This is a genomic window from Citrobacter sp. ANG330 (genome assembly GCF_047467925.1).
GTDB lineage: Bacteria > Pseudomonadota > Gammaproteobacteria > Enterobacterales > Enterobacteriaceae > Citrobacter_A > Citrobacter_A amalonaticus_G.
Map to the genome: position 1 here is coordinate 1,054,412 of NZ_JASJUI010000001.1, position 22,438 is coordinate 1,076,849.

The 22,438-nt window shown below is 55.7% G+C and carries 16 protein-coding genes; 3 read left to right on the top strand and 13 right to left on the bottom strand.

Annotated elements, in window-relative coordinates; genetic code table 11:
• Positions 1–18: 18 nt before the first annotated feature.
• Complete coding sequence (guaB, locus tag QNN88_RS05240) at positions 19–1,485, bottom strand: IMP dehydrogenase (protein WP_345768905.1); 1,467 nt, start codon at positions 1,483–1,485, stop codon at positions 19–21.
• A gap of 161 nt (positions 1,486–1,646) precedes the next feature.
• Between guaB and xseA the strand changes: the two genes are divergently transcribed.
• A complete protein-coding gene (gene xseA, locus QNN88_RS05245) occupies positions 1,647–3,017 on the top strand; it encodes an exodeoxyribonuclease VII large subunit (RefSeq protein ID WP_414239250.1) in 1,371 nt (456 codons plus the stop codon).
• 7 nt (positions 3,018–3,024) lie between these two features.
• Here the strand turns inward: xseA and QNN88_RS05250 are convergent, their stop codons facing one another.
• Entirely contained in the window at positions 3,025–4,158 is a 1,134-nt protein-coding gene (locus QNN88_RS05250; protein ID WP_414239251.1) for an MFS transporter, read from the bottom strand.
• Between the two features lie 158 nt (positions 4,159–4,316).
• Here QNN88_RS05250 and QNN88_RS05255 point away from each other — a divergent pair, with 158 nt between their 5' ends.
• The gene (locus QNN88_RS05255; protein ID WP_414239252.1) at positions 4,317–5,336 is read left to right on the top strand and encodes a M4 family metallopeptidase; all 1,020 of its coding nucleotides are present in this window, start codon (positions 4,317–4,319) and stop codon (positions 5,334–5,336) included.
• The gene (locus QNN88_RS05260; RefSeq protein WP_414239253.1) at positions 5,337–5,687 is read left to right on the top strand and encodes a protealysin inhibitor emfourin; all 351 of its coding nucleotides are present in this window, start codon (positions 5,337–5,339) and stop codon (positions 5,685–5,687) included. It abuts the gene before it with no gap.
• Here the strand turns inward: QNN88_RS05260 and QNN88_RS05265 are convergent.
• From QNN88_RS05265 to QNN88_RS05315, 11 genes are all read right to left on the bottom strand, one after another.
• Positions 5,684–5,905, bottom strand: coding sequence for a zinc ribbon domain-containing protein (locus QNN88_RS05265; protein ID WP_414239254.1), 222 nt, complete (start codon positions 5,903–5,905; stop codon positions 5,684–5,686). The genes QNN88_RS05260 and QNN88_RS05265 overlap by 4 nt on opposite strands.
• Positions 5,906–5,963: 58 nt before the next feature.
• Positions 5,964–7,436: a ribosome biogenesis GTPase Der gene (gene der / locus QNN88_RS05270; protein ID WP_414239255.1), complete on the bottom strand. Its 1,473-nt coding sequence runs from the start codon at positions 7,434–7,436 to the stop codon at positions 5,964–5,966.
• A gap of 119 nt (positions 7,437–7,555) precedes the next feature.
• Positions 7,556–8,734: an outer membrane protein assembly factor BamB gene (bamB, locus tag QNN88_RS05275; protein WP_414239256.1), complete on the bottom strand. Its 1,179-nt coding sequence runs from the start codon at positions 8,732–8,734 to the stop codon at positions 7,556–7,558.
• A gap of 10 nt (positions 8,735–8,744) precedes the next feature.
• A complete protein-coding gene (locus tag QNN88_RS05280) occupies positions 8,745–9,365 on the bottom strand; it encodes a YfgM family protein (protein ID WP_414239257.1) in 621 nt (206 codons plus the stop codon).
• Positions 9,366–9,378: 13 nt separating this feature from the next.
• Entirely contained in the window at positions 9,379–10,653 is a 1,275-nt protein-coding gene (gene hisS, locus QNN88_RS05285; protein WP_414239258.1) for a histidine--tRNA ligase, read from the bottom strand.
• Positions 10,654–10,763: 110 nt separating this feature from the next.
• On the bottom strand, positions 10,764–11,882 hold the full coding sequence (gene ispG / locus QNN88_RS05290; RefSeq protein ID WP_042999832.1) for a flavodoxin-dependent (E)-4-hydroxy-3-methylbut-2-enyl-diphosphate synthase: 1,119 nt from the start codon (positions 11,880–11,882) through the stop codon (positions 10,764–10,766).
• Positions 11,883–11,908: 26 nt separating this feature from the next.
• The gene (gene rodZ, locus QNN88_RS05295; protein WP_414239259.1) at positions 11,909–12,901 is read right to left on the bottom strand and encodes a cytoskeleton protein RodZ; all 993 of its coding nucleotides are present in this window, start codon (positions 12,899–12,901) and stop codon (positions 11,909–11,911) included.
• Between the two features lie 287 nt (positions 12,902–13,188).
• Positions 13,189–14,355: a bifunctional tRNA (adenosine(37)-C2)-methyltransferase TrmG/ribosomal RNA large subunit methyltransferase RlmN gene (locus QNN88_RS05300; RefSeq protein ID WP_414239260.1), complete on the bottom strand. Its 1,167-nt coding sequence runs from the start codon at positions 14,353–14,355 to the stop codon at positions 13,189–13,191.
• A 161-nt stretch (positions 14,356–14,516) separates the two neighbouring features.
• The gene (ndk, locus tag QNN88_RS05305) at positions 14,517–14,948 is read right to left on the bottom strand and encodes a nucleoside-diphosphate kinase (protein ID WP_414239261.1); all 432 of its coding nucleotides are present in this window, start codon (positions 14,946–14,948) and stop codon (positions 14,517–14,519) included.
• 135 nt (positions 14,949–15,083) lie between these two features.
• Positions 15,084–17,396 carry a peptidoglycan glycosyltransferase PbpC gene (gene pbpC, locus QNN88_RS05310; RefSeq protein WP_414239262.1) on the bottom strand — a complete coding sequence of 771 codons (2,313 nt, stop codon included), beginning with the start codon at positions 17,394–17,396 and terminating at the stop codon, positions 15,084–15,086.
• On the bottom strand, positions 17,397–22,340 hold the full coding sequence (locus tag QNN88_RS05315; protein WP_414239263.1) for an alpha-2-macroglobulin family protein: 4,944 nt from the start codon (positions 22,338–22,340) through the stop codon (positions 17,397–17,399).
• Between the last annotated feature and the right edge of the window lie 98 nt (positions 22,341–22,438).

Below are 22,438 nucleotides of genomic sequence, written 5' to 3' on the forward strand. Positions count from 1 at the left end.
GCCGGGCGCGGAAACTGATCAGGAGCCCATACGGTAGTTCGGGGACTCTTTGGTGATGGTCACGTCGTGAACGTGGCTTTCCTGAATACCCGCACCACTGATACGTACGAATTCCGCTTTAGTACGCAATTCGTCGATAGTACCACAGCCGGTCAGCCCCATACAGGAGCGCAGGCCGCCCATCTGCTGGTGGATAATCTCTTTCAGGCGACCTTTATAAGCAACGCGGCCTTCGATACCTTCCGGCACCAGTTTGTCGGCTGCGTTATCGCTCTGGAAGTAACGGTCAGAAGAGCCTTTGGACATCGCGCCCAGAGAGCCCATGCCACGATAAGATTTGTAAGAACGGCCTTGGTAGAGTTCGATTTCACCCGGGGATTCTTCGGTCCCCGCCAGCATAGACCCCACCATCACCGCGCTTGCGCCCGCTGCAATGGCTTTGGCGATATCGCCAGAGAAACGGATACCGCCGTCAGCAATAACCGGAATACCCATCCCTTCCAGCGCTTCAACCGCGTCAGACACCGCAGTGATCTGCGGAACGCCCACGCCGGTCACGATACGGGTCGTACAAATGGAGCCAGGACCGATACCCACTTTCACTGCGCTCACGCCCGCTTCCGCCAGAGCACGCGCACCCGCGCCGGTCGCCACGTTACCGCCAATAATTTGCAGATCCGGGTATTTTGCGCGGGTTTCACGAATGCGCTGTAAAACGCCTTCTGAATGGCCGTGAGAGGAGTCGATCAGCAGCACGTCAACACCCGCCGCAACCAGCGCATCAACACGCTCTTCATTGCCAGCGCCTGCACCTACTGCCGCGCCAACACGCAGACGGCCATGTTCATCTTTACAGGAGTTCGGCTTACGTTCGGCTTTCTGGAAATCTTTCACGGTGATCATGCCGAGCAGGTGGAAATTGTTATCCACGACCAGCGCTTTCTCAACGCGTTTTTCGTGCATTTTCGCCAGCACGACATCACGGGCTTCGCCTTCACGCACAGTAACCAGACGCTCTTTCGGCGTCATGTATACGCTGACCGGTTGGCTCAGATCGGTGACGAAACGGACGTCACGACCGGTAATGATCCCCACCAGTTCATTGTCTTCGGTCACGACCGGGTAGCCCGCAAAACCATTGCGTTCAGTCAGCTCTTTCACTTCACGCAGGGTTGTCGTCGGCAGAACGGTCTGCGGGTCGGTGACCACGCCAGATTCATGTTTTTTCACGCGGCGAACTTCTTCCGCCTGACGCTCAATCGACATGTTTTTATGGATAAAACCGATGCCGCCTTCCTGTGCCAGTGCAATCGCGAGGCGCGCTTCAGTCACGGTGTCCATTGCTGCGGAGAGCATAGGAATGTTCAGACGAATGGTTTTCGTCAACTGCGTGCTGAGGTCGGCAGTATTCGGCAGAACGGTGGAGTGAGCGGGAACGAGGAGGACGTCGTCAAACGTCAAAGCTTCTTTAGCAATACGTAGCATGGGCAATATCTCTAACCTGGGGGTGGATAAATATTGCCGTGGCATTATACAGAGCGTAATCGGTTGCATCCACACTTTTTTGCATAAAATGCTTGCGCTCCTGCTCAGGCGGGTTACTATCGATTGAATAACCTGCTGATTTAAAATTTGATCCCGCTCACATGTTATCCTCTCAGTCCTCTGCAATTTTTACCGTTAGCCGCCTGAATCAGACGGTTCGTCTGCTGTTGGAACAGGAGATGGGACAGGTCTGGATAAGCGGTGAGATTTCCAACTTTTCGCAGCCATCATCCGGGCACTGGTATTTCACGCTGAAAGATGACACGGCGCAGGTTCGCTGTGCGATGTTTCGTAACAGTAACCGTCGGGTCACCTTTCGCCCACAGCATGGACAGCAGGTGCTGGTTCGCGCCAATATCACCTTATATGAGCCGCGCGGCGACTATCAGATTATCGTCGAAAGCATGCAGCCTGCCGGCGAAGGGCTTCTCCAGCAAAAGTATGAACAATTAAAAGCTAAACTGCAGGCTGAAGGGCTTTTTGATCAGCAGCACAAGCAACCGCTCCCCTCTCCCGCGCACTGTGTGGGGGTGATCACCTCGAAAACCGGGGCCGCGCTACACGATATTCTCCATGTACTGAAACGCCGCGACCCTTCTTTGCCGGTTATTATCTATCCGACCGCCGTCCAGGGCGACGACGCGCCGGGACAGATTGTTCGCGCAATCGAACTGGCGAATGCGCGCCAGGAGTGTGACGTCCTGATTGTCGGGCGTGGCGGCGGCTCGCTGGAAGATTTATGGAGTTTTAACGACGAGCGCGTCGCACGGGCCATTTTTGCCAGTGCAATTCCAGTGGTGAGCGCCGTCGGCCATGAAACCGACGTGACTATCGCCGATTTTATCGCCGACCTGCGTGCGCCAACGCCTTCTGCCGCGGCTGAAATGGTCAGCCGCAATCAGCAGGAGCTGTTACGGCAGATCCTGTCCGCTCAGCAGCGTCTTGGCATGGCGATGGACTATTTTCTGGCAAACCGCAGCCGCCGGTTCACCCAGATTTTTCATCGTCTGCAACAGCAACATCCGCAACTGCGTCTCGCTCGTCAGCAAACGGCGCTGGAAAGATTACATCAGCGGATGAACAGCGCGATAGATAGCCAGCTTAAGCGCACCAGTTTGCGGCAGTCTCGCCTGATCCAGCGCCTGAACCAGCAAAGCCCTCAGCCGCGTATCCATCGGGCACAAACCCGCATTCAGCAACTGGAATATCGTCTGGCGGAAAATGTGCGTTCACGCCTGAGTGCGACCCGTGAGCGCTTCGGGAACGCGGTTACCCATCTGGAAGCGGTCAGCCCGCTCTCCACTCTGGCGCGCGGTTACAGCGTCTCCACCGCCAGTGATGGCAAAGTATTGAAAAAAGTGAAACAGGTGAAAGCGGGGGATGTGATGACCACCCGTCTGGAAGACGGCTGGGTGGAAAGTGAAGTCAAAGGCATAACGCCGGTGAAAAAACGTACGCGTAAAAAAGCCTGACATCAGGCTAACGTTCGCCTTCAGGTGAAATGAACAGCAGTGCCCCCGACAGCCCAGAAAAAACAACCAGCGCCCCTGCCGCGCCAATCGCGCCATAGAGCTGACCAAATGCCACTGAACCAACCATTTGCCCAACGGCCAGCATCAGGAAAGCCAGACTGACGCCCGCCGCCGGAGAAGGCTCCGCCAGCGCGGCGCCCCGCACCAACAGCACACCGGATAAAATGACATATCCCGCTCCGCTTAACGCCGCGACCGGAAACAGCCACCAGGCGAAACCGTGACTTAGCGCCAGGGCAGCGAGCGAAGCCGCCATAAAAACCAGCGAGCAACAGTAAACCCCTCGCATGCCGATACGCTTTGCCGCATTTCCGGTAAATATGGCGGCAATTCCTGCGCCACCGCTGACCAGCCACAGCATATGGGTGATCGCACTGTCCAGCCCGGTATGGCGCTGCAGCAATTCGGGACCAAAACTCCACCATGCCGCACTGGCGACACCGCTAACAAAGGCTATCACCAGCAGGCGAAACATCCCCGATTTCATAAGGACAACGCGCCAGCGCGTCGGATCCCGGGATTGTTCCGCACGTTCCCCAGGCAATGTACGCAGTGCTGCAAACAGGCAGAGTAGCGCCATGATCGCAAAGACGATGCATGCCAGGCGCCAGTTGCCCGGCATAACCCGTAACACCAGAACCGACAGGATGATCCCCCCACTCGTTCCGGCGTTGATAATGGTATTTACCTGGGTTTGCCGTTCCGCAGAGATTCGCTGACTCACCGCTGCGGCAAGAGACGGTGAGGCCAGCCCGGAGCTAAGCCCAGCGATAAAAAGACCTGTCGCCAGAATCAGGGGGGAATGCGCCAACGCCAGGATGACTAATCCACTTGCTGCGGTGATCCCAGCCAGCACGGCCGGAAGCCGTGGACCAAAGCGCTCCGTCAGAAAGGAGGCCAAAAAAACGGATAAGCAGTAGGCAACATAGCTACAGGCCGCAATGATCCCGGCAACTTCTGGCGTGAAGGGAATCGCCTGACGGATATCAGGCAGCATGATTCCCCATGAAAATCGCGCCATTCCATAAGTCACAGCAATCAGTGAGAAACCCGTTATCCCCAGCGCGACATGTTTATTCATTGTTCCCCTCACGTTATGCGTCGTTAAAACGTAAACCCTGATAGTCAGTTGCGCCACTTTCAGCCGCGCTGATTTATCCGACTTTCCTGCAGGTTTGCTTCTATGATTTACACTTAACATGCTTATTTTTTCGGCATTGCCAGACTCAGGAGAACCTTATGCCCCATGCTTACAGTGTGATCCCGCCTTATATCCTGCGACGCATTATTGAAAGCGGTTCGGCGATGCAGCAACAGTGCGCACGCCAGACGCTGACTCACGTACAAACCCTGATGGCGCACATGCCCGGAAAACCCGCGGCGCCGCATGTGAATCAACCCGGTCAACTTGAACGTGATATCTACGATGCTAAAAACAGGCAGGAATTACCTGGCACGCAGGTGCGCTATGAAGGCCATCCCTCAAACGGGGATGTTGCAGTGGACGAAGCCTATGATTACCTCGGTGTCACGCATGACTTTTTCTGGAAAAACTGGCGCCGTGACTCGCTGGATAACAAAGGCTTAATTCTCACCGGGACCGTGCATTACGGGCATGAATACCAGAATGCGTTCTGGAACGGTCAGCAGATGGTCTTTGGCGACGGCGATGGTGAGATATTTAATCGATTTACGATTGCCATTGATGTCGTTGCTCATGAACTGGCACACGGGATTACCGAATCAGAAGCAGGGTTGATTTACTTTGAACAGGCCGGTGCGCTCAACGAATCGGTTTCCGATGTATTTGGCGCGTTGGTTAAACAGTATCATCTTAAACAAACCGCCGATCGGGCTGACTGGCTTATCGGGGAAGGATTGCTGGCAGACGGCATTAATGGAAAGGGATTGCGCTCCATGTCAGCGCCGGGCACAGCCTATGATGACCCGTTGCTCGGTAAAGACCCACAACCTGCGCATATGCGGGACTTCATTAAGACACGCGAAGACAATGGCGGTGTTCATCTTAACTCTGGCATCCCGAACCGGGCGTTTTATCTGGCAGCCACCGCGCTCGGCGGTTACGCATGGGAAAAAGCGGGTTATGCCTGGTATGATACGGTCTGCGATCGACAACTGGCGCAGGATGCAGACTTCATTGATTTTGCCCGCTTAACCGTTTATCACGGCGAAAAGCGCAGCGGCGCGGAAACCGCGAAGGCGATAGAAGCGGCCTGGAAAGCCACAGGAGTAATGTGAATGGAGATCCCAGAGTTAACCGATGATGCCGTGGTGGAACTGGCCCGTGAAGGTGGCGTCGCGTTTATGCCCAAACTGGCCCGACAGCGCAAAATTGCGCTGTCGGGCCTATCGACTGTTCAGCGTCAGCGCGTGGCCGACATTCTCCGGCAGAGCCTGACCGTCGGTAAGCCTCCGGGACTGTCGGGATCTCCGGGTCGCGGCGACCAGCGCTACTTTCGCATACAGATCATCTGGACACAGCATAATCAGGCGGGCTTTACCGACATTATCGTACTGGTACCGGAAAACGATGCGCCAGCCTCACTGGTCGATCTTTGGCAAAAGGGCGAAGCCTGTATCTGCGATTAATCCTGCGACAGCACAAACTCAACGCGTTTTTTCGAAATCAGCCCGTGACCGTTTTGACAAAAATAATCTACTGCGCCACAGGCTTTTAAGACCTGGAGCGGCTGATGGCAGTCCGGGCAACACGCTTCTACGCTAAAGTCTGTCTGACAGGTTTCACAATGTGCGTTATCGCCATGACGATCGAGCGGATGCTGACAAACGGGACAAATGAGTTCCATACTTCCTCCTCATATTCCTGTTGATGACGCCCTCCCCGCCGGGAGAGGGCGTGATGGATTATTTGCTTTTTTTGATGTGCTTAATCAGACGCTTACGCTTACGCATCTGGGTCGGAGTCAGTGTATTGCGTTTGTTGGCATACGGGTTCTCGCCCTCTTTAAACTGAATGCGGATCGGCGTCCCCATCACTTCCAGCGATTTACGGAAGTAGTTCATCAGATAGCGTTTGTAAGAGTCCGGCAGGTCTTTGACCTGATTACCGTGGATCACCACAATCGGCGGGTTATACCCCCCGGCGTGCGCGTATTTCAGCTTCACGCGACGGCCACGAACCAGCGGCGGCTGGTGATCTTCCACCGCCATCGTCATAATGCGGGTCAGCATCGCCGTACTGACGCGACGGGTGGAGCTGTCATAGGCTTCACGAACGGATTCAAACAAATTGCCGACACCGCTGCCATGCAGCGCAGAGATAAAGTGCACGCGTGCGAAGTCGATAAAGCCCAGACGATAGTCCAGCGTCTCTTTTACCTGCTCTTTCACTTCCTGCGTCAGACCGTCCCACTTGTTCACGACAATCACAAGTGAGCGCCCACTATTGAGGATAAAGCCCAGCAGTGACAGGTCCTGATCGGAGATACCTTCACGGGCATCAATCACCAGCATCACCACGTTGGCATCTTCAATCGCCTGCAGCGTTTTGATAACCGAGAACTTTTCTACCGCATCGATAATTTTTCCGCGTTTACGCACTCCGGCGGTATCGATGAGCACATATTCGCGCTCATCGCGTTCCATCGGGATATAAATACTGTCACGCGTGGTGCCCGGCATGTCATAAACGACCACGCGGTCTTCACCCAATATACGGTTAGTCAGTGTGGACTTACCGACGTTCGGACGACCGACAATCGCCAGCTTTATCGGAAGATCCTGCGGGTTGAAGTCATCTTCCGGCTCTTCTTCACCGTTTTCATCGGCTTCGAACTGTGCCCAGTATTCGGCGTCTTCGTCCACTTCTTCCTGCGGTGCGGCATCGTCCATCCACGGCAGCAGAACGTGTTCCAACAGGCTGAGTACGCCACGGCCATGCGACGCGGCGATCGGGTGAATTTCACCGAGACCCAACGAGTAGAAATCAACGATAGCCTGATCCGGATCGAGTCCGTCCGTTTTGTTGGCGACCAGGAACGTCGGTTTTTCACGGGAACGCAAATGCTGGGCGATTGCTTCGTCGGCTGGCATCAGGCCAGCGCGCGCATCCACCATAAACAGCACCACATCCGCTTCTTCAATCGCCAGCAGCGATTGTTCCGCCATCCGGGTTTCTACGCCATCTTCGGTGCCATCAATCCCGCCGGTATCAATACAGATAAACTCGCGGCCTTCAATCTCCGCACGACCGTACTTACGGTCACGAGTCAGACCCGGGAAATCCGCAACCAGCGCATCTCGGGTGCGAGTTAGACGGTTAAATAACGTGGATTTTCCGACGTTAGGGCGCCCGACAAGCGCGACCACAGGTACCATGTTTAAAGCCTCATTTTAAAAATCATCAGACAACAGACGCCATTTTTTGCGCCGTTGTTAAAAACAGGAAAACGGCCCCTGTACCAGGAGCCGTTTTTTGAAGCATACGACCAGGACGATTAGCGTGTAATGGAGTACACGGTACCGTCTTTGGCCTGGATCAGCAGTTTGCCGTCGGCTGCGACCGGTTCAGTCAGGAAGCCGGAGCTGTCTACTTTTTGCTGCGCCACAAAACGACCGTCTTCGACATTAAGCCAGTGCAGATAGCCTTCGCTATCACCTACCACCAGATTGCCGTTATACAGCGCCGGCGAAGTCAGCAGACGGTGAAGCAGATCGCTTTGCGTCCACAGCGTGACGCCGCCATCGGTGGTCAATGCCAGTACACGGTCATTCTGATCCACCAGGTAAATACGGTTGCCATCGACGATAAAGTCATTCACCGAGCCCAGCTCACGTTTCCACATGATCTGACCGCTGCGCAGATCCAGCGCGGTCAGGTTACCATTATAAGCCAGGGCGTAAACGACGCCATTGACGATGACCGGCGTGGTATCCACATCGCTCAGACGGTCGATCTCGGTGGAGCCGGTCGCCTGAGAAATACGCTGCTGCCAGATCATCTGTCCCTGCTGCATCAGCACAGCGCTCACACGGCCGTTATCGCCGCCGACAATGGCCGCGCCAAAGGCGGTTGCCGGCGCAGATTCGCCACGCAGGGAGAGAGACGGCATATCCAGGTTGACGGTCCACTTAACGGCGCCATCCGCTTCATTCAATGCCTGCAGTTGACCATTGCTGGTGTGAATCAGCACCAGCCCATCGCTAACCACCGGACGGGAAAGCGCTTCACCGGCCACTTTGGTCTGCCATGCAACCGTACCGTCCGCCGCGTTCAGCGCATAAACCTGCGCTTTTTCGCTGCCAATATAGACGTGACCGCCGGCAACCGTTACGCCGCCAGACAACTGCGCCGATGAGCGTGAGAACCAGCCATCTTTCTCACCCAGATTTATCGCCCAGACCTCTTTACCGTCATCAGCGTTCAACGCTTTCACCACGCCAGCACGATCGGCCGCGTAGACCACGTTATCAGCATAGGCCGGATGGAGGTTGGAATAGAAATCACCGATACCATTGCCTACAGACGTACTCCACGCCGTAGACGGGGTAAACTGGTTTTCAACCACCGGTAATGGGGACATTTTTACAACGTCTTCTTCGCCACTAAACAGTGAACAGCCGCTCAACAGGGTAACGGAAAGCAGCCCTGGCAGAAGTAATTTACGCAATTGCATCGGGTCCCTCTCAGATGGACAAATTATTGATTTTCATCTGCATCATTTCGCTCAGCGCCGGGGAGGCGTTACTTTTCACGCCCGCTTCCCACGCACTACGCGCACCTTGTTTATCACCTTTACTCAGCAATGCTTCGCCGCGCAGATCGGCAACAATCGCTGCCCATCCTTCACCCTTCACGCCATCCAGGGTTTTCAGCGCCGTATCGGCCTGCTTGAGTTGCACCTGAACACGTGCCAGACGTAGCGTGATCACCGCTTTAAGGTTTTCATCACTCGTGGCGGCCAGCCCCTGCTGAAGCTGGGCCGCGGCTTTCTCAAGTTGATTCTGATCGACAAACTGCTGCGCCAGTTCCATAGAAGCCAACGCGCCGTAGGTGTTCTTATTGTCGGCGGCAAATTTCTCTGCGGCTGACAGGTTTTCCGCTTTACCCGCGCTGAGCGAGCTCACCACGGTTTGATATGACAAAGAAGCAGAGCGTGCGGACTCAGTCTGATGATTGTTCCAGTAGCGCCAGCCTACCAGCGCACCAACACCTAAAATAACCCCAACAGCCAAGGCTTTGCCATTCTCGGCAAAGAAGCGTTTGATTGCCTCAACCTGGTCGTTTTCGTTCTCGTAAATTTCCACGCAGTCCTTCTCCTTAAGCCATTAACGTGCGCAAATGCGTTGCAACGTTATCCTGTGCAACTTCAGTTTGCTCACCGGAGCGCAAATCCTTCACTACAACAGTACCGGCAGCCACTTCAGACTCGCCAAGTACCAGTGCAACGCGGGCGCCCCATTTGTCAGCTCGGGCAAACTGTTTTTTAAAGTTGCCGCCGCCGTGGTTTGTCATTAGCTTCACGCCCGGGATTTCATCACGCACGCGCTCAGCCAGTGTCATTGCCGCAGACTGCGTATCCGTGCCTGAAGCGACCAGGTATATATCGACAACAGAATCGGCTTTAAATTCCGGATTAACTGCCTGAACCAGTAAAACAAGTCGCTCCAGGCCCATGGCAAAGCCCACCCCCGGGGTCGCGCGACCGCCGAGTTGCTCAACCAGTCCGTCATAACGACCGCCCGCACAGACGGTGCCCTGTGAGCCCAGGCTGCTGGTGACCCATTCAAACACCGTACGGTTGTAGTAGTCGAGACCACGAACCAGACGCTGGTTGACAGTGTAGGCGATACCCGCGGCTTCCAGCAGTTTGCACAGGCCTACAAAGTGTTCGCGGGAATCGTCATCCAGATAGTCGCCAAGCTGAGGTGCATCGTTGAGCAGCGCCTGTACGTCCGGATTTTTTGAATCCAGCACGCGTAACGGGTTGGAGTACATGCGACGTTTGCAGTCTTCGTCCAGTTTCTCAACGTGCTGCTCCAGGAATGCCACCAGCGCATCGCGATAATTCGCACGCGCTTCCAGCGATCCGATGGAGTTCAGCTCAAGATTAACATGTTCAGCGATGCCCAGCGCACGCCACCAGCGCGCGGTGAGCATAATCAGTTCGGCATCAATATCCGGCCCTTGCAGACCAAAGGCTTCGACACCCAACTGATGGAACTGACGATAGCGCCCTTTCTGCGGCCGCTCGTGGCGGAACATCGGCCCGATGTACCACAGACGCTGTTCCTGATTGTACAGAAGACCATGCTCGATGCCGGCGCGTACACAGCCCGCCGTCCCTTCCGGACGCAGCGTCAGGCTATCGCCATTGCGGTCCTCAAAGGTGTACATCTCTTTTTCAACCACGTCGGTCACTTCGCCGATCGCGCGTTTGAATAACGGGGTCTGCTCTACAATCGGCAAGCGGATTTCACTGTAACCGTAGCTGCCGAGCACGTTTTTGAGTGTGCCTTCAATGCGCTGCCAGATGGCGGTTTCGCCAGGCAGATAATCGTTCATGCCGCGAATGGCTTGAATGTTTTTTGCCACGTTTATTCTCTTTCTGAATATAAAAATGAACCCTCAGCGCTTCCCCGAGCGATACGGGAGCCATGCGGGTTCAATCATACACGGGAAGCACGCCGCTTCCCATCACGTTGTTATTTTTCAACCTGCTGCACGTTGATACGCTGCGCTTCGTCGAGCATCGTCGCTTTGGCGCGTATGCGGGCTTCAAGCTGGTCAATCATATCGCTGTTATCCAGACGATCTTTACGTACGCCATCTTCATAGAGACCGCTTTTCTTGTTACCGCCAGTCACGCCCAGCGTGGACACCAGTGCTTCACCCGGACCGTTAACCACGCAGCCGATAATGGATACATCCATCGGCGTGATGATGTCTTCCAGACGTTGTTCCAGCGCGTTAACCGTGCCGATCACGTCAAACTCCTGACGTGAACAGGTCGGACAGGCGATAAAATTGATCCCACGAGCGCGAATACGCAGAGACTTCAGGATATCGAAGCCGACTTTGATCTCTTCTACCGGGTCAGCCGCCAGCGAAACGCGCAGCGTATCGCCAATCCCTTCAGACAGGAGCAGGCCGAGACCAATGGCTGATTTCACCGCACCGCTGCGTGCGCCACCGGCTTCGGTGATCCCTAAATGCAACGGTTGATCGATTTGCTTTGCCAACAGGCGATAGGATTCGACGGCGAGGAACACGTCAGACGCTTTTACGCTGACCTTAAACTGATCAAAGTTCAGACGATCGAGATGATCCACATGGCGCATGGCCGATTCCAGCAAGGCCTGCGGCGTGGGTTCGCCGTACTTTTCCTGCAGATCTTTTTCCAGCGAACCAGCGTTCACGCCGATACGAATGGGGATGTTTTTGTCGCGGGCGCAATCCACCACCATGCGGATACGCTCTTCATTACCGATATTGCCTGGGTTAATTCGCAGGCAGTCAACGCCGTACTCCGCCACTTTGAGCGCAATACGGTAGTCGAAGTGAATGTCGGCAACCAGCGGAACAGAAACCTGTTGCTTAATCAGTTTAAAGGCTTCTGCGGCATCCATCGTGGGTACGGAGACACGAACAATGTCAGCGCCAACGCGTTCCAGCGCTTTGATCTGATTTACCGTCGCTTCCACATCCGTGGTGCGCGTGTTGGTCATCGACTGGACGGCGATGGGAGCCCCATCGCCAATCGGCACATTCCCAACGTAAATACGCGTTGATTTTCTACGTTGAATTGGAGCCTGGTTATGCATGAAAAATCTCCCGCGTTACCCGTCTGTTACTGCGCCGGTGATTGTTCGGCATTGAGGGTCAGACGCGCAACCTGGTTAGTTCTGATAAAACGGCTCAGATCGACAGGTTTTCCTTGATACTGGATCTGCACCGCAGCCGGCGCACCAATTTTAAGCTTGTATGGCGCCTGACCGGTCAGGTTTAAATTGCCATCTTTACGCTGCATACCGCTGAACAGCTTTTTACCTGTCGCATCGCTTACTTCCAGCCAGCAATCAGCGGTAAAGTTCATCACCAGCGCGTTTGGATCGGTAGACGCTTGCACGCCCGCTTGATCGGTCGGTAATGGTGCTGCGCCATCCGGCGTTGCCGGTGCTGTTGGCGTTTCTGTTGCGGTATCTACGTTGGCCTGAGAAGGCGCGACCACGGCATTCTGTTGCGGATCAACCGCGGGGGCAGTCGTCGGCGCAGGCGTTTGCGCCGTCTCCGCAGGACCGGTTGCCACTGGCGTGTTGTCCTGGCTTGCTGTCGCGCTGGTATCCAGCGGCACGCTTTGCGTGTTTTCGCTGTTGGCATTCAGCTCAGCAGAGGATTGATCGGCCATCGTGGAGATCTCTTCCTGCTGCGCTTTATGGTTTTGCCACCACCAGGCGCCCGTCAGGCCGACTACAACAAACAGCACCAGCCAGGTAAAGGTCATCAACCAGCCATCGCGCTTTTTACGGCGTTTGCCTAACGAGAAACTCTGCATCGGCGCAACTTTCGCCGCACGAACCGGTGCCTGCTTCTCCAGAGCCGGCAGCAGCTCTTCTTCAGGAATATGGACCAGACGCGCATAAGAGCGAATGTACCCGCGCAGGAACGTTGAAGCTAAATCGGCCGGTGCCTTATCATCTTCAATGTCGCGTACGGTGGATACTTTCAGGCAAAGTCGCTCAGCGACAGCCTGCTGGCTGAGTCCGAGTTGTTCACGGGCATTGCGTAGACGAACGCCGGTGGATTGTGCTTCATGTTGGTCGTGAGTGGCTTCAGTATTCATTCGCTACAGCTGCTGGTGAAAATTAGGGTTCAGGCGCCGGCGAGTCACAATGCCCACCCACACCGCGAAATTCTGGTCAGTCAACCTGAGTCAAACAGTATAAACCTCTCTGCCGACTCTTAACAAAAACAGCTTAAGCCTGAGGGCTAAACTATTGTCGCGCCGTACATACTGCCTTAAAGTCGACAAAAACGCACCGTTATTATTGACCGGACAAGTACGACCCTGACCCTCATGCAAATTACGTTGCGCCACAGCACAGAAAACAGGCTGTAGCGCATTGCACATCAGACGGTTTTAACGTCGATAGCCTCACCCTGCATACGCTTACGCAGTGTACGTTTGGTCCGGTCGATCACATCTCCCGCCAGTTGTCCGCAGGCGGCGTCGATATCATCACCCCGCGTTTTACGCACAATGGTGGTAAAGCCATAATTCATCAATACTTTAGAAAAACGATCAATACGGCTATTGGAGCTTCGTCCATACGGCGCGCCCGGGAACGGGTTCCATGGGATCAGGTTGATCTTGCACGGCGTATCCTTCAGCAGTTCTGCCAGTTGATGGGCATGCTCTGTGCCGTCGTTAACGTGATCCAGCATGACGTATTCAATGGTGACTCGTCCCTGGTTGGCATTGGATTTCTCCAGATAGCGGCGAACCGCGCTCAGGAAGGTTTCGATATTGTACTTTTTGTTGATCGGTACAATTTCGTCACGAATTTCGTCATTCGGCGCATGCAGCGAGATAGCCAGCGCGACATCGATCATATCGCCTAATTTATCAAGAGCTGGCACCACGCCGGAGGTCGACAGCGTAACGCGACGCTTGGACAAACCAAAGCCGAAATCATCAAGCATGATTTCCATGGCAGGCACGACGTTTGTCAGGTTAAGCAGCGGTTCACCCATGCCCATCATCACCACGTTGGTGATCGGACGCTGGCCCGTGATTTTCGCCGCGCCGACAATTTTTGCCGCACGCCAGACCTGACCAATAATTTCAGACACGCGCAGGTTACGGTTAAAACCCTGCTGCGCGGTTGAACAGAATTTACACTCCAGCGCACAACCCACCTGCGAAGAGACACACAGCGTGGCGCGGTCATCTTCCGGGATATACACCGTTTCAACACGCTGATCGCCCACGGCTATCGCCCATTTGATGGTGCCATCGGAAGAGCGCTGTTCTTCAACCACTTCTGGTGCGCGGATTTCCGCCACCTCTTTGAGCTTGTTGCGCAGCACTTTGTTGATGTCCGTCATGTCATCAAAGTTGTCGCTGCAATAGTGGTACATCCATTTCATCACCTGATCGGCACGAAACGGCTTCTCGCCCATCTCTTTAAAGAATTCGCGCATCTGCTGACGGTTCAGATCCAACAGGTTGATTTTTCCATTTTTATTGGGAACCACAGGGGTGACTATTTCGGAGGTGTTAACTAATTCAGACATAATTTTTTCCGGCCTCGTTGTTACACGTTATGGCCCATGGGAGGTTGAAAAGAAACGCCCCGGTAAGCAATGGCTCATCCGGGGCGTTGCATTGTACAAAGTCTGGCGCAAGGATGCCACGTTTGCACGCGGCATTTAGCGAAAAATTATTCCCCGAGGAATTAACGTGTGCGAGCGCACACCTCGCCTTCCGCGAAGAAATAGGCGATTTCACGCTGGGCGGATTCGACAGAATCAGAACCGTGAGTACCGTTTTCAGTGAAGCTATCGGCGTAGTCAGCACGCAGGGTACCTGCCAGCGCGTTAGCCGGGTTGGTTGCACCCAGCAGATCGCGGTGACGCTGTACCGCGTTTTCGCCTTCCAGCACGGACACCACGATAGGACCAGAGGTCATGAACTCGACCAGACCGTCAAAGAACGGCTTGCCGTCATGCTCAGCATAGAAGCCGCGCGCCTGTTCAACGGTCAGGTGCAGCATTTTGGTACCGACGATTTTGAACCCTGCAGCTTCAAAGCGCGTAAAGATATTACCAATAACGTTTTTTGCCACCGCGTTTGGCTTGATGATGGAAAAAGTACGTTCAATAGCCATGATTACCTCTGAAAGATGTTCTGTTGTGTTTTACCTGGCGCGGATTATAAAGAGCATCCCGGCTATTGCATATGGATAGAGGTAACATTTTTTTAAAATAAGATGAGTATTAGCAACAAAGAATGTCAATCTGGTCTACAGCAGGGAAAACCTCACCGTCGCAACTTGCCCACTTTCATCCATCGCCAGTAGCTGATAGTCACCTTTTTCGCGCAGACGTAACGTGACACCACGCCCACGTTCATTCAGCGGTTCGCCATTAAGGAACCACCAGCGCTCTCCTGCTCCGCCGCTGCTCTGAATCGTTACGCTCGCCTCAGCAGCACCCGGTAAACGCTTGACGATTGCGCCATCACGCACGCCTGTCAGCAACAGCGGCAGCGCAGGATCCTGCCCATGTGGCGGGCATTCCGTTGAGGCTAACGGCAAGCGCGCACTGCGCCGCTCTGAGGCGGGTAACCACGGTTCCAGCGGCAATGGCCAGACAATCAGCCTCTGCTCCTGCGCCTGCGGGCAATCGGCGGCAACGCGTCGACCTGCCTTGTCCAGCCAGATCGGAAAACGAATGCCGCTCATTCCCTCCTGCCCCGGCAACAAGAGCGTAGGCGGCTGAGCATCTTCCAGCAGCCAGGTAGCAAGACGACGTCGGCAGTTGCTGTCACCCGGAGGAAGAGATTGTCCGCCAGGCCAGCACACGACGCCGCGAGTGACCGACTGCGGTCGCGGATCTTCCGGCAGAGTGGCTCCACGGGCTAAAAGCAGGTTGTTCACCTGATTAAGTAGCGGGATAGCGCTGGCATAACCAAATTGCCCGGCAACAGGCGTGCCGTCCGGTCTTCCCGTCCAGATACCGATGATATAGCGGGCATTGAGGCCTATGGCCCACGCATCACGATAGCCATAGCTGGTGCCGGTTTTTCGCGCCAGCGGTACTATCCGGGGAAGCGCATTGTCCGGCAGCGGCTGCGCTTCATCAGCTAAAATCCGTCGGATGATCCACGCCGCGCCCGGCGACATCAGCGTGCGTTCAGCAAGCGGATCGCCCGGTTGCAAACGCAATTTACCCGATTTGCCATGACGGGCAAAAGCGCTGTAACCGGCGACCATATCTTCAAGGCGCGCGCCCGCGCCCCCCAGAATAAGCGACAGATTGGGCGCCGCACCCGTTGGCAGATATAACGGCAGCCCGACATTGCGTAATTGCGCGGCAAAGCGCTTCGGACCGTAAGCTTCCAGCACCTGCACCGCAGGCAAATTGAGCGAGCGCACCAGCGCTTCGCTCATACTGACTGGACCATGGAAGCCGCTGTCAAAATTACCCGGACGATAATCCCCACTACGGCGCGGCACATCCTGTAACAGAGATGCCGGGTGGATCAATCCATCATCCAGCGCCAGTCCATAAACAAAAGGTTTGAGCACGGAGCCTGGGGATCGGATCGCCTTAACCATATCCACATGGCCGAAACGCGTATCATCATTCAGATCGACCGAACCGACCCAGCCGCGCACGCTCATATCAGTATGATCGACAACGATCATCGCCAGCGAACTGCGCGCAGGCAGCCTTCCCTTCCAGTTTTGCGCCAGCTCTTCCAGCTGTCGTTGCAACCCGGCATCCAGAGTCGTGACAATTTTGTCGCCTTGATTTTTACCCAACATCATCCGCGAGAACAGCGGTGCCAGTTGCGGCATCTGGCGAGGTGTCAGCCACACAGGCTCTTCACGTGATTCCTCAACCTGGCGTCGCGACCATACCCCTTGCGCCGCCATCCGCTCCAGCACTTTGTTGCGCGCCGCTTCTGCCCGATCCGGCCAGCGATCGGGGCGCAGTCGACTCGGTGCCTGCGGCAATACCGCCAGTAGCGCAGCTTCAGAGTAGCTGAGCTGCGACGGAGGCTTTCCGAGATACGCCCAACTGGCCGCGCCAATTCCCTGTAATGTGCCGCCAAACGGTGCGCGGTTGAGGTACAGCGTCAGGATGTCGCGTTTTGAGAGATGCCATTCAAGCTGCACGGCGCGCCAGAGCTGGCGAAACTTACCACCAAACGTGCGGGGATGTGGATCGAGTAATCGCGCCACCTGCATGGTCAGCGTGCTGCCGCCGGAAATCACCCGTCCGGAGGAGAGATCCTGCCAGGCGGCACGCAGTATGGAGAGAGGGTTTACCCCCGGATGTTTCCAGAACCAGCGATCTTCGTAGTGAATGAGCGCCTCAAGATAACGCGGAGAGACCTCTTCAGGCGTGACCGGATAGCGCCAGATGCCGTCCGCGTCTGCGAATCGCCACAGCGGCGTCCCGTCATGAGCCACGACCACTCGCGCCGGATTAACCTCACGCAAAGGGAGCGGCCAGAGTTTATCTGCCGCCCACACGGCGCAAACGAGTAAAACAGACGCGGCGACCAGCCAAAGCCAGCCGCCGCGTTTACCGGTAAATCGCCTCATTTACGGCTTAACAATCAGTATTTCCTCAGAGGCGCCGGTCGCACGCCATTGCGGAACATACATCGATTCCACCATCGGCGCAGGCACCTGATAGGTTCCCGGCGTCACCACTCGCGCCAGATACACCAGCGTCACCGGCTGACCCTGATTCACCGCCACCGCGGCGACAAAGCGATCGTCACGGAACTCGACATGCTGAATATCCGCCTGCTGCATTTGATTGAGCAAGTTTTGAACTTCGCTGCCGCTGTCCTGCAAACTGGCGCTCCCGTTGGCCAGATTCTGGTTTTCCAGTTCCAGCCCGGCAGGCAGCAGATCCACCACCAGCGCATCCGGTACGTCCTGACTGGCTTTCACTTCCAGCCAGACCAGCACCAGTTCACCGCTGCGCAGAGAATCCAGCGATTTAGTTTGCCCATCGGTGCCCAGAATATGACGCTCAATTTGCAGCACATTACTGGTGGGTGCCGGAGCCGTTTGTGGGTAGCCGTTCACGTCCAGACGCAGCCACATCGGCAAAGAACCGTTATTCGTCACCTGCAGCGCCGCGAGTTGATCGGCGTCCAGATTGCGGGTTTGCGCTTTATCCCCCGTCAGTGGTTGCTCCGCAAGTGAGGTCTGTGCCTGCCAGGTACCCGGTAAATCCTGCAGCGAACGGGCTGCCAGGAACAGCGCGTTATTCTCCTGTGTTGACAGCCAGCGCTGACCAAATGCCTGTTCAGAAAGCGTGTTCAGCAGCGTGTTCTGGACGTCCGGCTTCAGGTTATTCTCTTCCAGCAGCGCCAGCATCAGGGCGTTATCGCGAAGCGGACTGCCGTAATCGGCCAACCACTGACGTTCGTCGTGACGCGGTGTGGACAGTGCCAGCGTCACGGCGTCGTCAGCCCGTTTCGCATCCCCCATCGTGTTCAACGCGATGCCGAGTTGTAGCAACGGTAAACCGGATGCTGCCTGGCTGCGACGCTCCCAGATCTCGCGAAGTGCGCCAAGCGGAGCTTTCTGCTGACGAGCCAGGACCATTGCCGCGTAGGCCTGCACGGCAAATTTGCTCGCCTGCGAATCACTGGAATAGCGAATCGACATCATCCCCGGATCCTGCAGATAACGCAGCAGACGCGCGTTACCCTGGTTGATCCCCTCCGCCGGAACGCTATAGCCCTGCTCGCCCGCGCGAACCAGGAAATCCATCGCATAGGCGGTCAGCCAGTACTCTTCCGGGCCATTTTTATCCCACAGCGCGAAACCACCGTTATCACGCTGCATTTGTAACAGGCGCGATATCCCGGTGTCGATTGCCGCACGACGCTTCTCGTCAGTATCCCCCGTAATACCCAGCGCATTTAGCTGCGCAGCATTGGTGTAGAGCGACGGGAACAGGCCGCTGGTGGTTTGTTCCAGACAACCGTAGGGATACGCCTTCAGCTCACGGATATAACGCGCCAGATTTAACGGCGGTTTACCGCTGAACAGCAGTTGGCCCTGCACCGTCACCGGAGAGAAATTCGCCAACCCTTCCGCGGAAGGTGTCCAGCTTTCACCGGGTTGCAGCATCACGCCGTTATTGACCGTTTGCGCCGGGAATGCCGGGCGTACGCCAATCTTCCACTGCTTGTGCTGCGGCCCGATATTTTCTCCTGGCACGTTCAGTCCACTTAACGTCGCCTGTAGCTCGCCATCGCCAAATCCTTCTTTCGCACGAACAGGAACAAACAAGGTCGTGCGTACGCCCGGCGCCAGATTAACCTGCGCAGGCTGGTCGCTGACCAGTTCAATCAAACCGCTGGCGGTCAGCGTCACGTTCAGCGATTGCAGTTGATCGGTCAGGTTGGTGACGTCCAGTACCAGTCGCGAGGTATCATCACCGGCCATAAAGCGCGGCATATTCAACTCGGCAATGACCGGGGCGGCGACGATGGTCTTGCTTTCATTGCTGCCAAAATCATCCGCCGTCCACGCCTGCGCCATCACACGGAGTTCACCGTTGAAATCGCCAATCGGCAGCGTCACGCTGCCTTCGCCCTGCTCATTGAGCATGACCGGTTGCGCCTGTTGCGCTACGATAGTCACATGATTAACCGGCGGTTTACCGCCGCGCTTCAGCTCGTCGCCATCACCACCAAAGCGCAGTGCGGCCAGACGCCCCTGCCCTTCGATCACCTGACCATAAATGTCATAAATATCCGCGCCGTAGCGCTTTTGTCCGAAGAACGCCTGCCACGGATCCGGCGTAACGTAATCGGTAATGTTCAACACGCCGCTGTCCACAGCCGATACCAGGACATTGACCTGTTTTGGCGTCTCGCCATTTTTACTGCTGGCCTTAATCTTCACAGTCAACGGCTGATTCGGACGCATTTTGGCTGGGCTTTCCAGCACCAGATCCAGACGTCGATTTTCGTCCCCCAGCGGTAGATGCAGCAGCCCCACCGCGCGTTTCGGCGTGGCAGAACGGGATTTATCTCCCGGACGCACAACCAGCGCGCTCAGATACAAATCATGACGATTCCAGGATTTATCAACCGGAATGGAGAGATCCAGCCCCTGCGCCGGAACATCAATTTCCTGCCACCATAGTGGACCTTCACTGGATTCCACCATTGCATAGCCTTTTCCCGCCGCCGGTGCCGCAATATGCAGCTTCATCGTATCGCCCGGACGATAGGCCGGCTTGTCCAGCTTCAGCGTGACGCGATCCGGCCGCGCCGCGCCGCTACCATCACTGTTATCCTGCCAGCTATAACCGGCCCAAAAACGGACGCTGCTGATCGCATCGTTTGGCGCTTTGACTTCCAGTCGGTAGGCACCCCACTCGACCGGGAATGTCACTTTGCCGGTTTCATCCGCTTTCAGATCCAGCGTCTGCTCACCTTCCACCAGATCTTTTTGATCAAAGCGTGACTGCCAGCCTTCACTTTCCAGCCAGTCCCAGTAATAGTCGCGACGCTCACGAATCAAATGCACCTGTAACCCGGAGACCGCTTTCTTCTCTCCCTGGGCATCGACGTAGACAATGTCAAAAGCGGCGTTGCTGCCTTCATCGACAATCGGCTGATTCACCGTGGTGTCGGTGCGGTAGTCATACACCGCTTTCACCGCAAATTGCGGACGAATACCCGGTAAGGTGTCTGCTGGCCAGACCGCCTGCTCAGCGCGACGCGTGACGGGACGCCCACCGGATTCCAGCAGGCTGGCCTGCAAAATTACTTTCAACGGTGAGTGAGTTTCACGCCATGCGCTGTTGGTGCTGATTTCGCCACGCCCGGTTTCGTTCAGCGTCAATTGGACTTCGTCAAGACTGCGCGACAGGTTCTCCTCAGCAATATTACCAAACTGGAAGCCTGGCAGTGACGGCACGGCATCACGCAGCGGGCGCAGGTACAGCTGTCCCTGTAACGCATTGCCATTCGCCGGGGCGCCGTATAGGTAGTAGCCCACCGCCGAGAACGTCACCTTGTCAGAGGGAGATAATGGCGTCTTTTGCCCAGTGAGATTAAGCGCCATTCGCTCCGGCATGAAATCTTCAACGTGGAAATCCCACATCCGGGTCTGGTTATCGCCTGTGTTGGCGCGAATGTGCCACATTCCGGTCGGTGCGCCGCTGTCCAGTGGATACGTGAAACGATACAACCCGTTATCCGGCTGGCTGACCACAGTACGGATCACCTGGCCGTCCGGCTTTACCACCTCAAGCTTCACCGGTTGATCGGGTAACGTCTTACCGTCGCTGTCGCGCAGCAGACCGTTGAGGATCACCGTTTCGCCGGGACGATAGAGATCGCGCGGGCCAAACATAAAGAACTGTTTGCTAAAGCCGGGATCCCCGGCGATATCAAATTCGGCCAAATCCAGCGCCGGGAGTTTCAGATCCAGCAGCGTGGTTTGCCCCTCTTTACGTGCCAACAACAGTGCGGCGCTCTGGTGATTTTCAAGCTGTACATGGCCTTTCGCATCGCTGGTCGCTTTCGCCAGGGTCTGGCCTTTTTCATCCAGTAAAGCGACCTCTATCCCCTGCTGCGCGGCACCATTCTCCAGGCTTTGAGTGAATACATCGAGCCGGTTCTGGTAGCGGTGCGCGGCTACGCCGATGTCGCTGAGCGTGAACAACGTTGCGGCGTTACTGTACTCGTACTGCCCGGCTTTGGTCATCACCGCAACATAAACACCGGCCTGCTGCAGCGGCTTAATCTCGCTCAGCGGCAGAAGGAGTTTTTCGCGGGTGTTACGCGCAGGATTGAGATCAAAGCGGCCGGTATAGACCAGATCCGCCATTTTCAGGAGATTGTCGGACTCCCAGTTGGACATCGAATTCCGGTACTCCCACCCGCTGACAAAGGCCGCGAGCGATTCCGGCTTCACGCGGAAAAAGTTAACGTCTACATTGTTCACGTTAAGCGCCATGACGGGCAAACCTTCCACGACTTTCCCTGGCAGCAGCGAACCGCGACTGGCAAAACCCACGCTGGGTTGAATATCCCGCGTGGTTAGGCTTTTCTCATAATTGATTTTGAAGGTCGCTTTGTTCAGCGCCCTGAGATCGCGCTCAATGGTCACCAGCAGGTCACGATTCGGTTCCAGGTGGCGTAAGCGCAGCTCTTTCAGATTCGACGACAGTTCCCATGCGCCATCGACTTTGCCGCTTTTTTTATCCACCACGTGGACGATGCGGGCAAAATCCTGTTCAGGATCTAACGGGATGGAAAAGGTCAACACCAGCGTGGATGCGCCGTCCAGTTGCACCTCTGAGGCATCCAGCAGCGTCAGCGCTTTGCCCTCGCTCTGCTGAGCCAGCTTCTGCAGCTTCGCGGTATCTTTGACCGTTTTCTTTTCCGCCGCAGGCTGCGCGGCGGGAGGGGCGTTATTCGCCGCTATGGGGGCTTTATCGTTATTATCGCACCCTGCAAGCGCCAGCATGAACATGCAAGCGACTACGCGTATGTGTTTCATTTGTCATCCCTGGCCAACGTGGCCCGTTAGTTAGCAACGTGAACTGTTATTATGCGTGAGATTTCGCTTTGTGTAAGTCTCTATCCCTCCCTTCTTGT

What these genes read in the sequence shown, in the direction of transcription:
- guaB (WP_345768905.1), bottom strand. Translation starts at nt 1,485, where the DNA reads ATGCTACGTATTGCTAAAGAAGCTTTGACGTTTGACGACGTCCTCCTC.
- xseA (WP_414239250.1), top strand. Translation starts at nt 1,647, where the DNA reads ATGTTATCCTCTCAGTCCTCTGCAATTTTTACCGTTAGCCGCCTGAAT.
- QNN88_RS05250 (WP_414239251.1), bottom strand. Translation starts at nt 4,158, where the DNA reads ATGAATAAACATGTCGCGCTGGGGATAACGGGTTTCTCACTGATTGCT.
- QNN88_RS05255 (WP_414239252.1), top strand. Translation starts at nt 4,317, where the DNA reads ATGCCCCATGCTTACAGTGTGATCCCGCCTTATATCCTGCGACGCATT.
- QNN88_RS05260 (WP_414239253.1), top strand. Translation starts at nt 5,337, where the DNA reads ATGGAGATCCCAGAGTTAACCGATGATGCCGTGGTGGAACTGGCCCGT.
- QNN88_RS05265 (WP_414239254.1), bottom strand. Translation starts at nt 5,905, where the DNA reads ATGGAACTCATTTGTCCCGTTTGTCAGCATCCGCTCGATCGTCATGGC.
- der (WP_414239255.1), bottom strand. Translation starts at nt 7,436, where the DNA reads ATGGTACCTGTGGTCGCGCTTGTCGGGCGCCCTAACGTCGGAAAATCC.
- bamB (WP_414239256.1), bottom strand. Translation starts at nt 8,734, where the DNA reads ATGCAATTGCGTAAATTACTTCTGCCAGGGCTGCTTTCCGTTACCCTG.
- ispG (WP_042999832.1), bottom strand. Translation starts at nt 11,882, where the DNA reads ATGCATAACCAGGCTCCAATTCAACGTAGAAAATCAACGCGTATTTAC.
- rodZ (WP_414239259.1), bottom strand. Translation starts at nt 12,901, where the DNA reads ATGAATACTGAAGCCACTCACGACCAACATGAAGCACAATCCACCGGC.
- QNN88_RS05300 (WP_414239260.1), bottom strand. Translation starts at nt 14,355, where the DNA reads ATGTCTGAATTAGTTAACACCTCCGAAATAGTCACCCCTGTGGTTCCC.
- ndk (WP_414239261.1), bottom strand. Translation starts at nt 14,948, where the DNA reads ATGGCTATTGAACGTACTTTTTCCATCATCAAGCCAAACGCGGTGGCA.
- pbpC (WP_414239262.1), bottom strand. Translation starts at nt 17,396, where the DNA reads ATGAGGCGATTTACCGGTAAACGCGGCGGCTGGCTTTGGCTGGTCGCC.
- QNN88_RS05315 (WP_414239263.1), bottom strand. Translation starts at nt 22,340, where the DNA reads ATGAAACACATACGCGTAGTCGCTTGCATGTTCATGCTGGCGCTTGCA.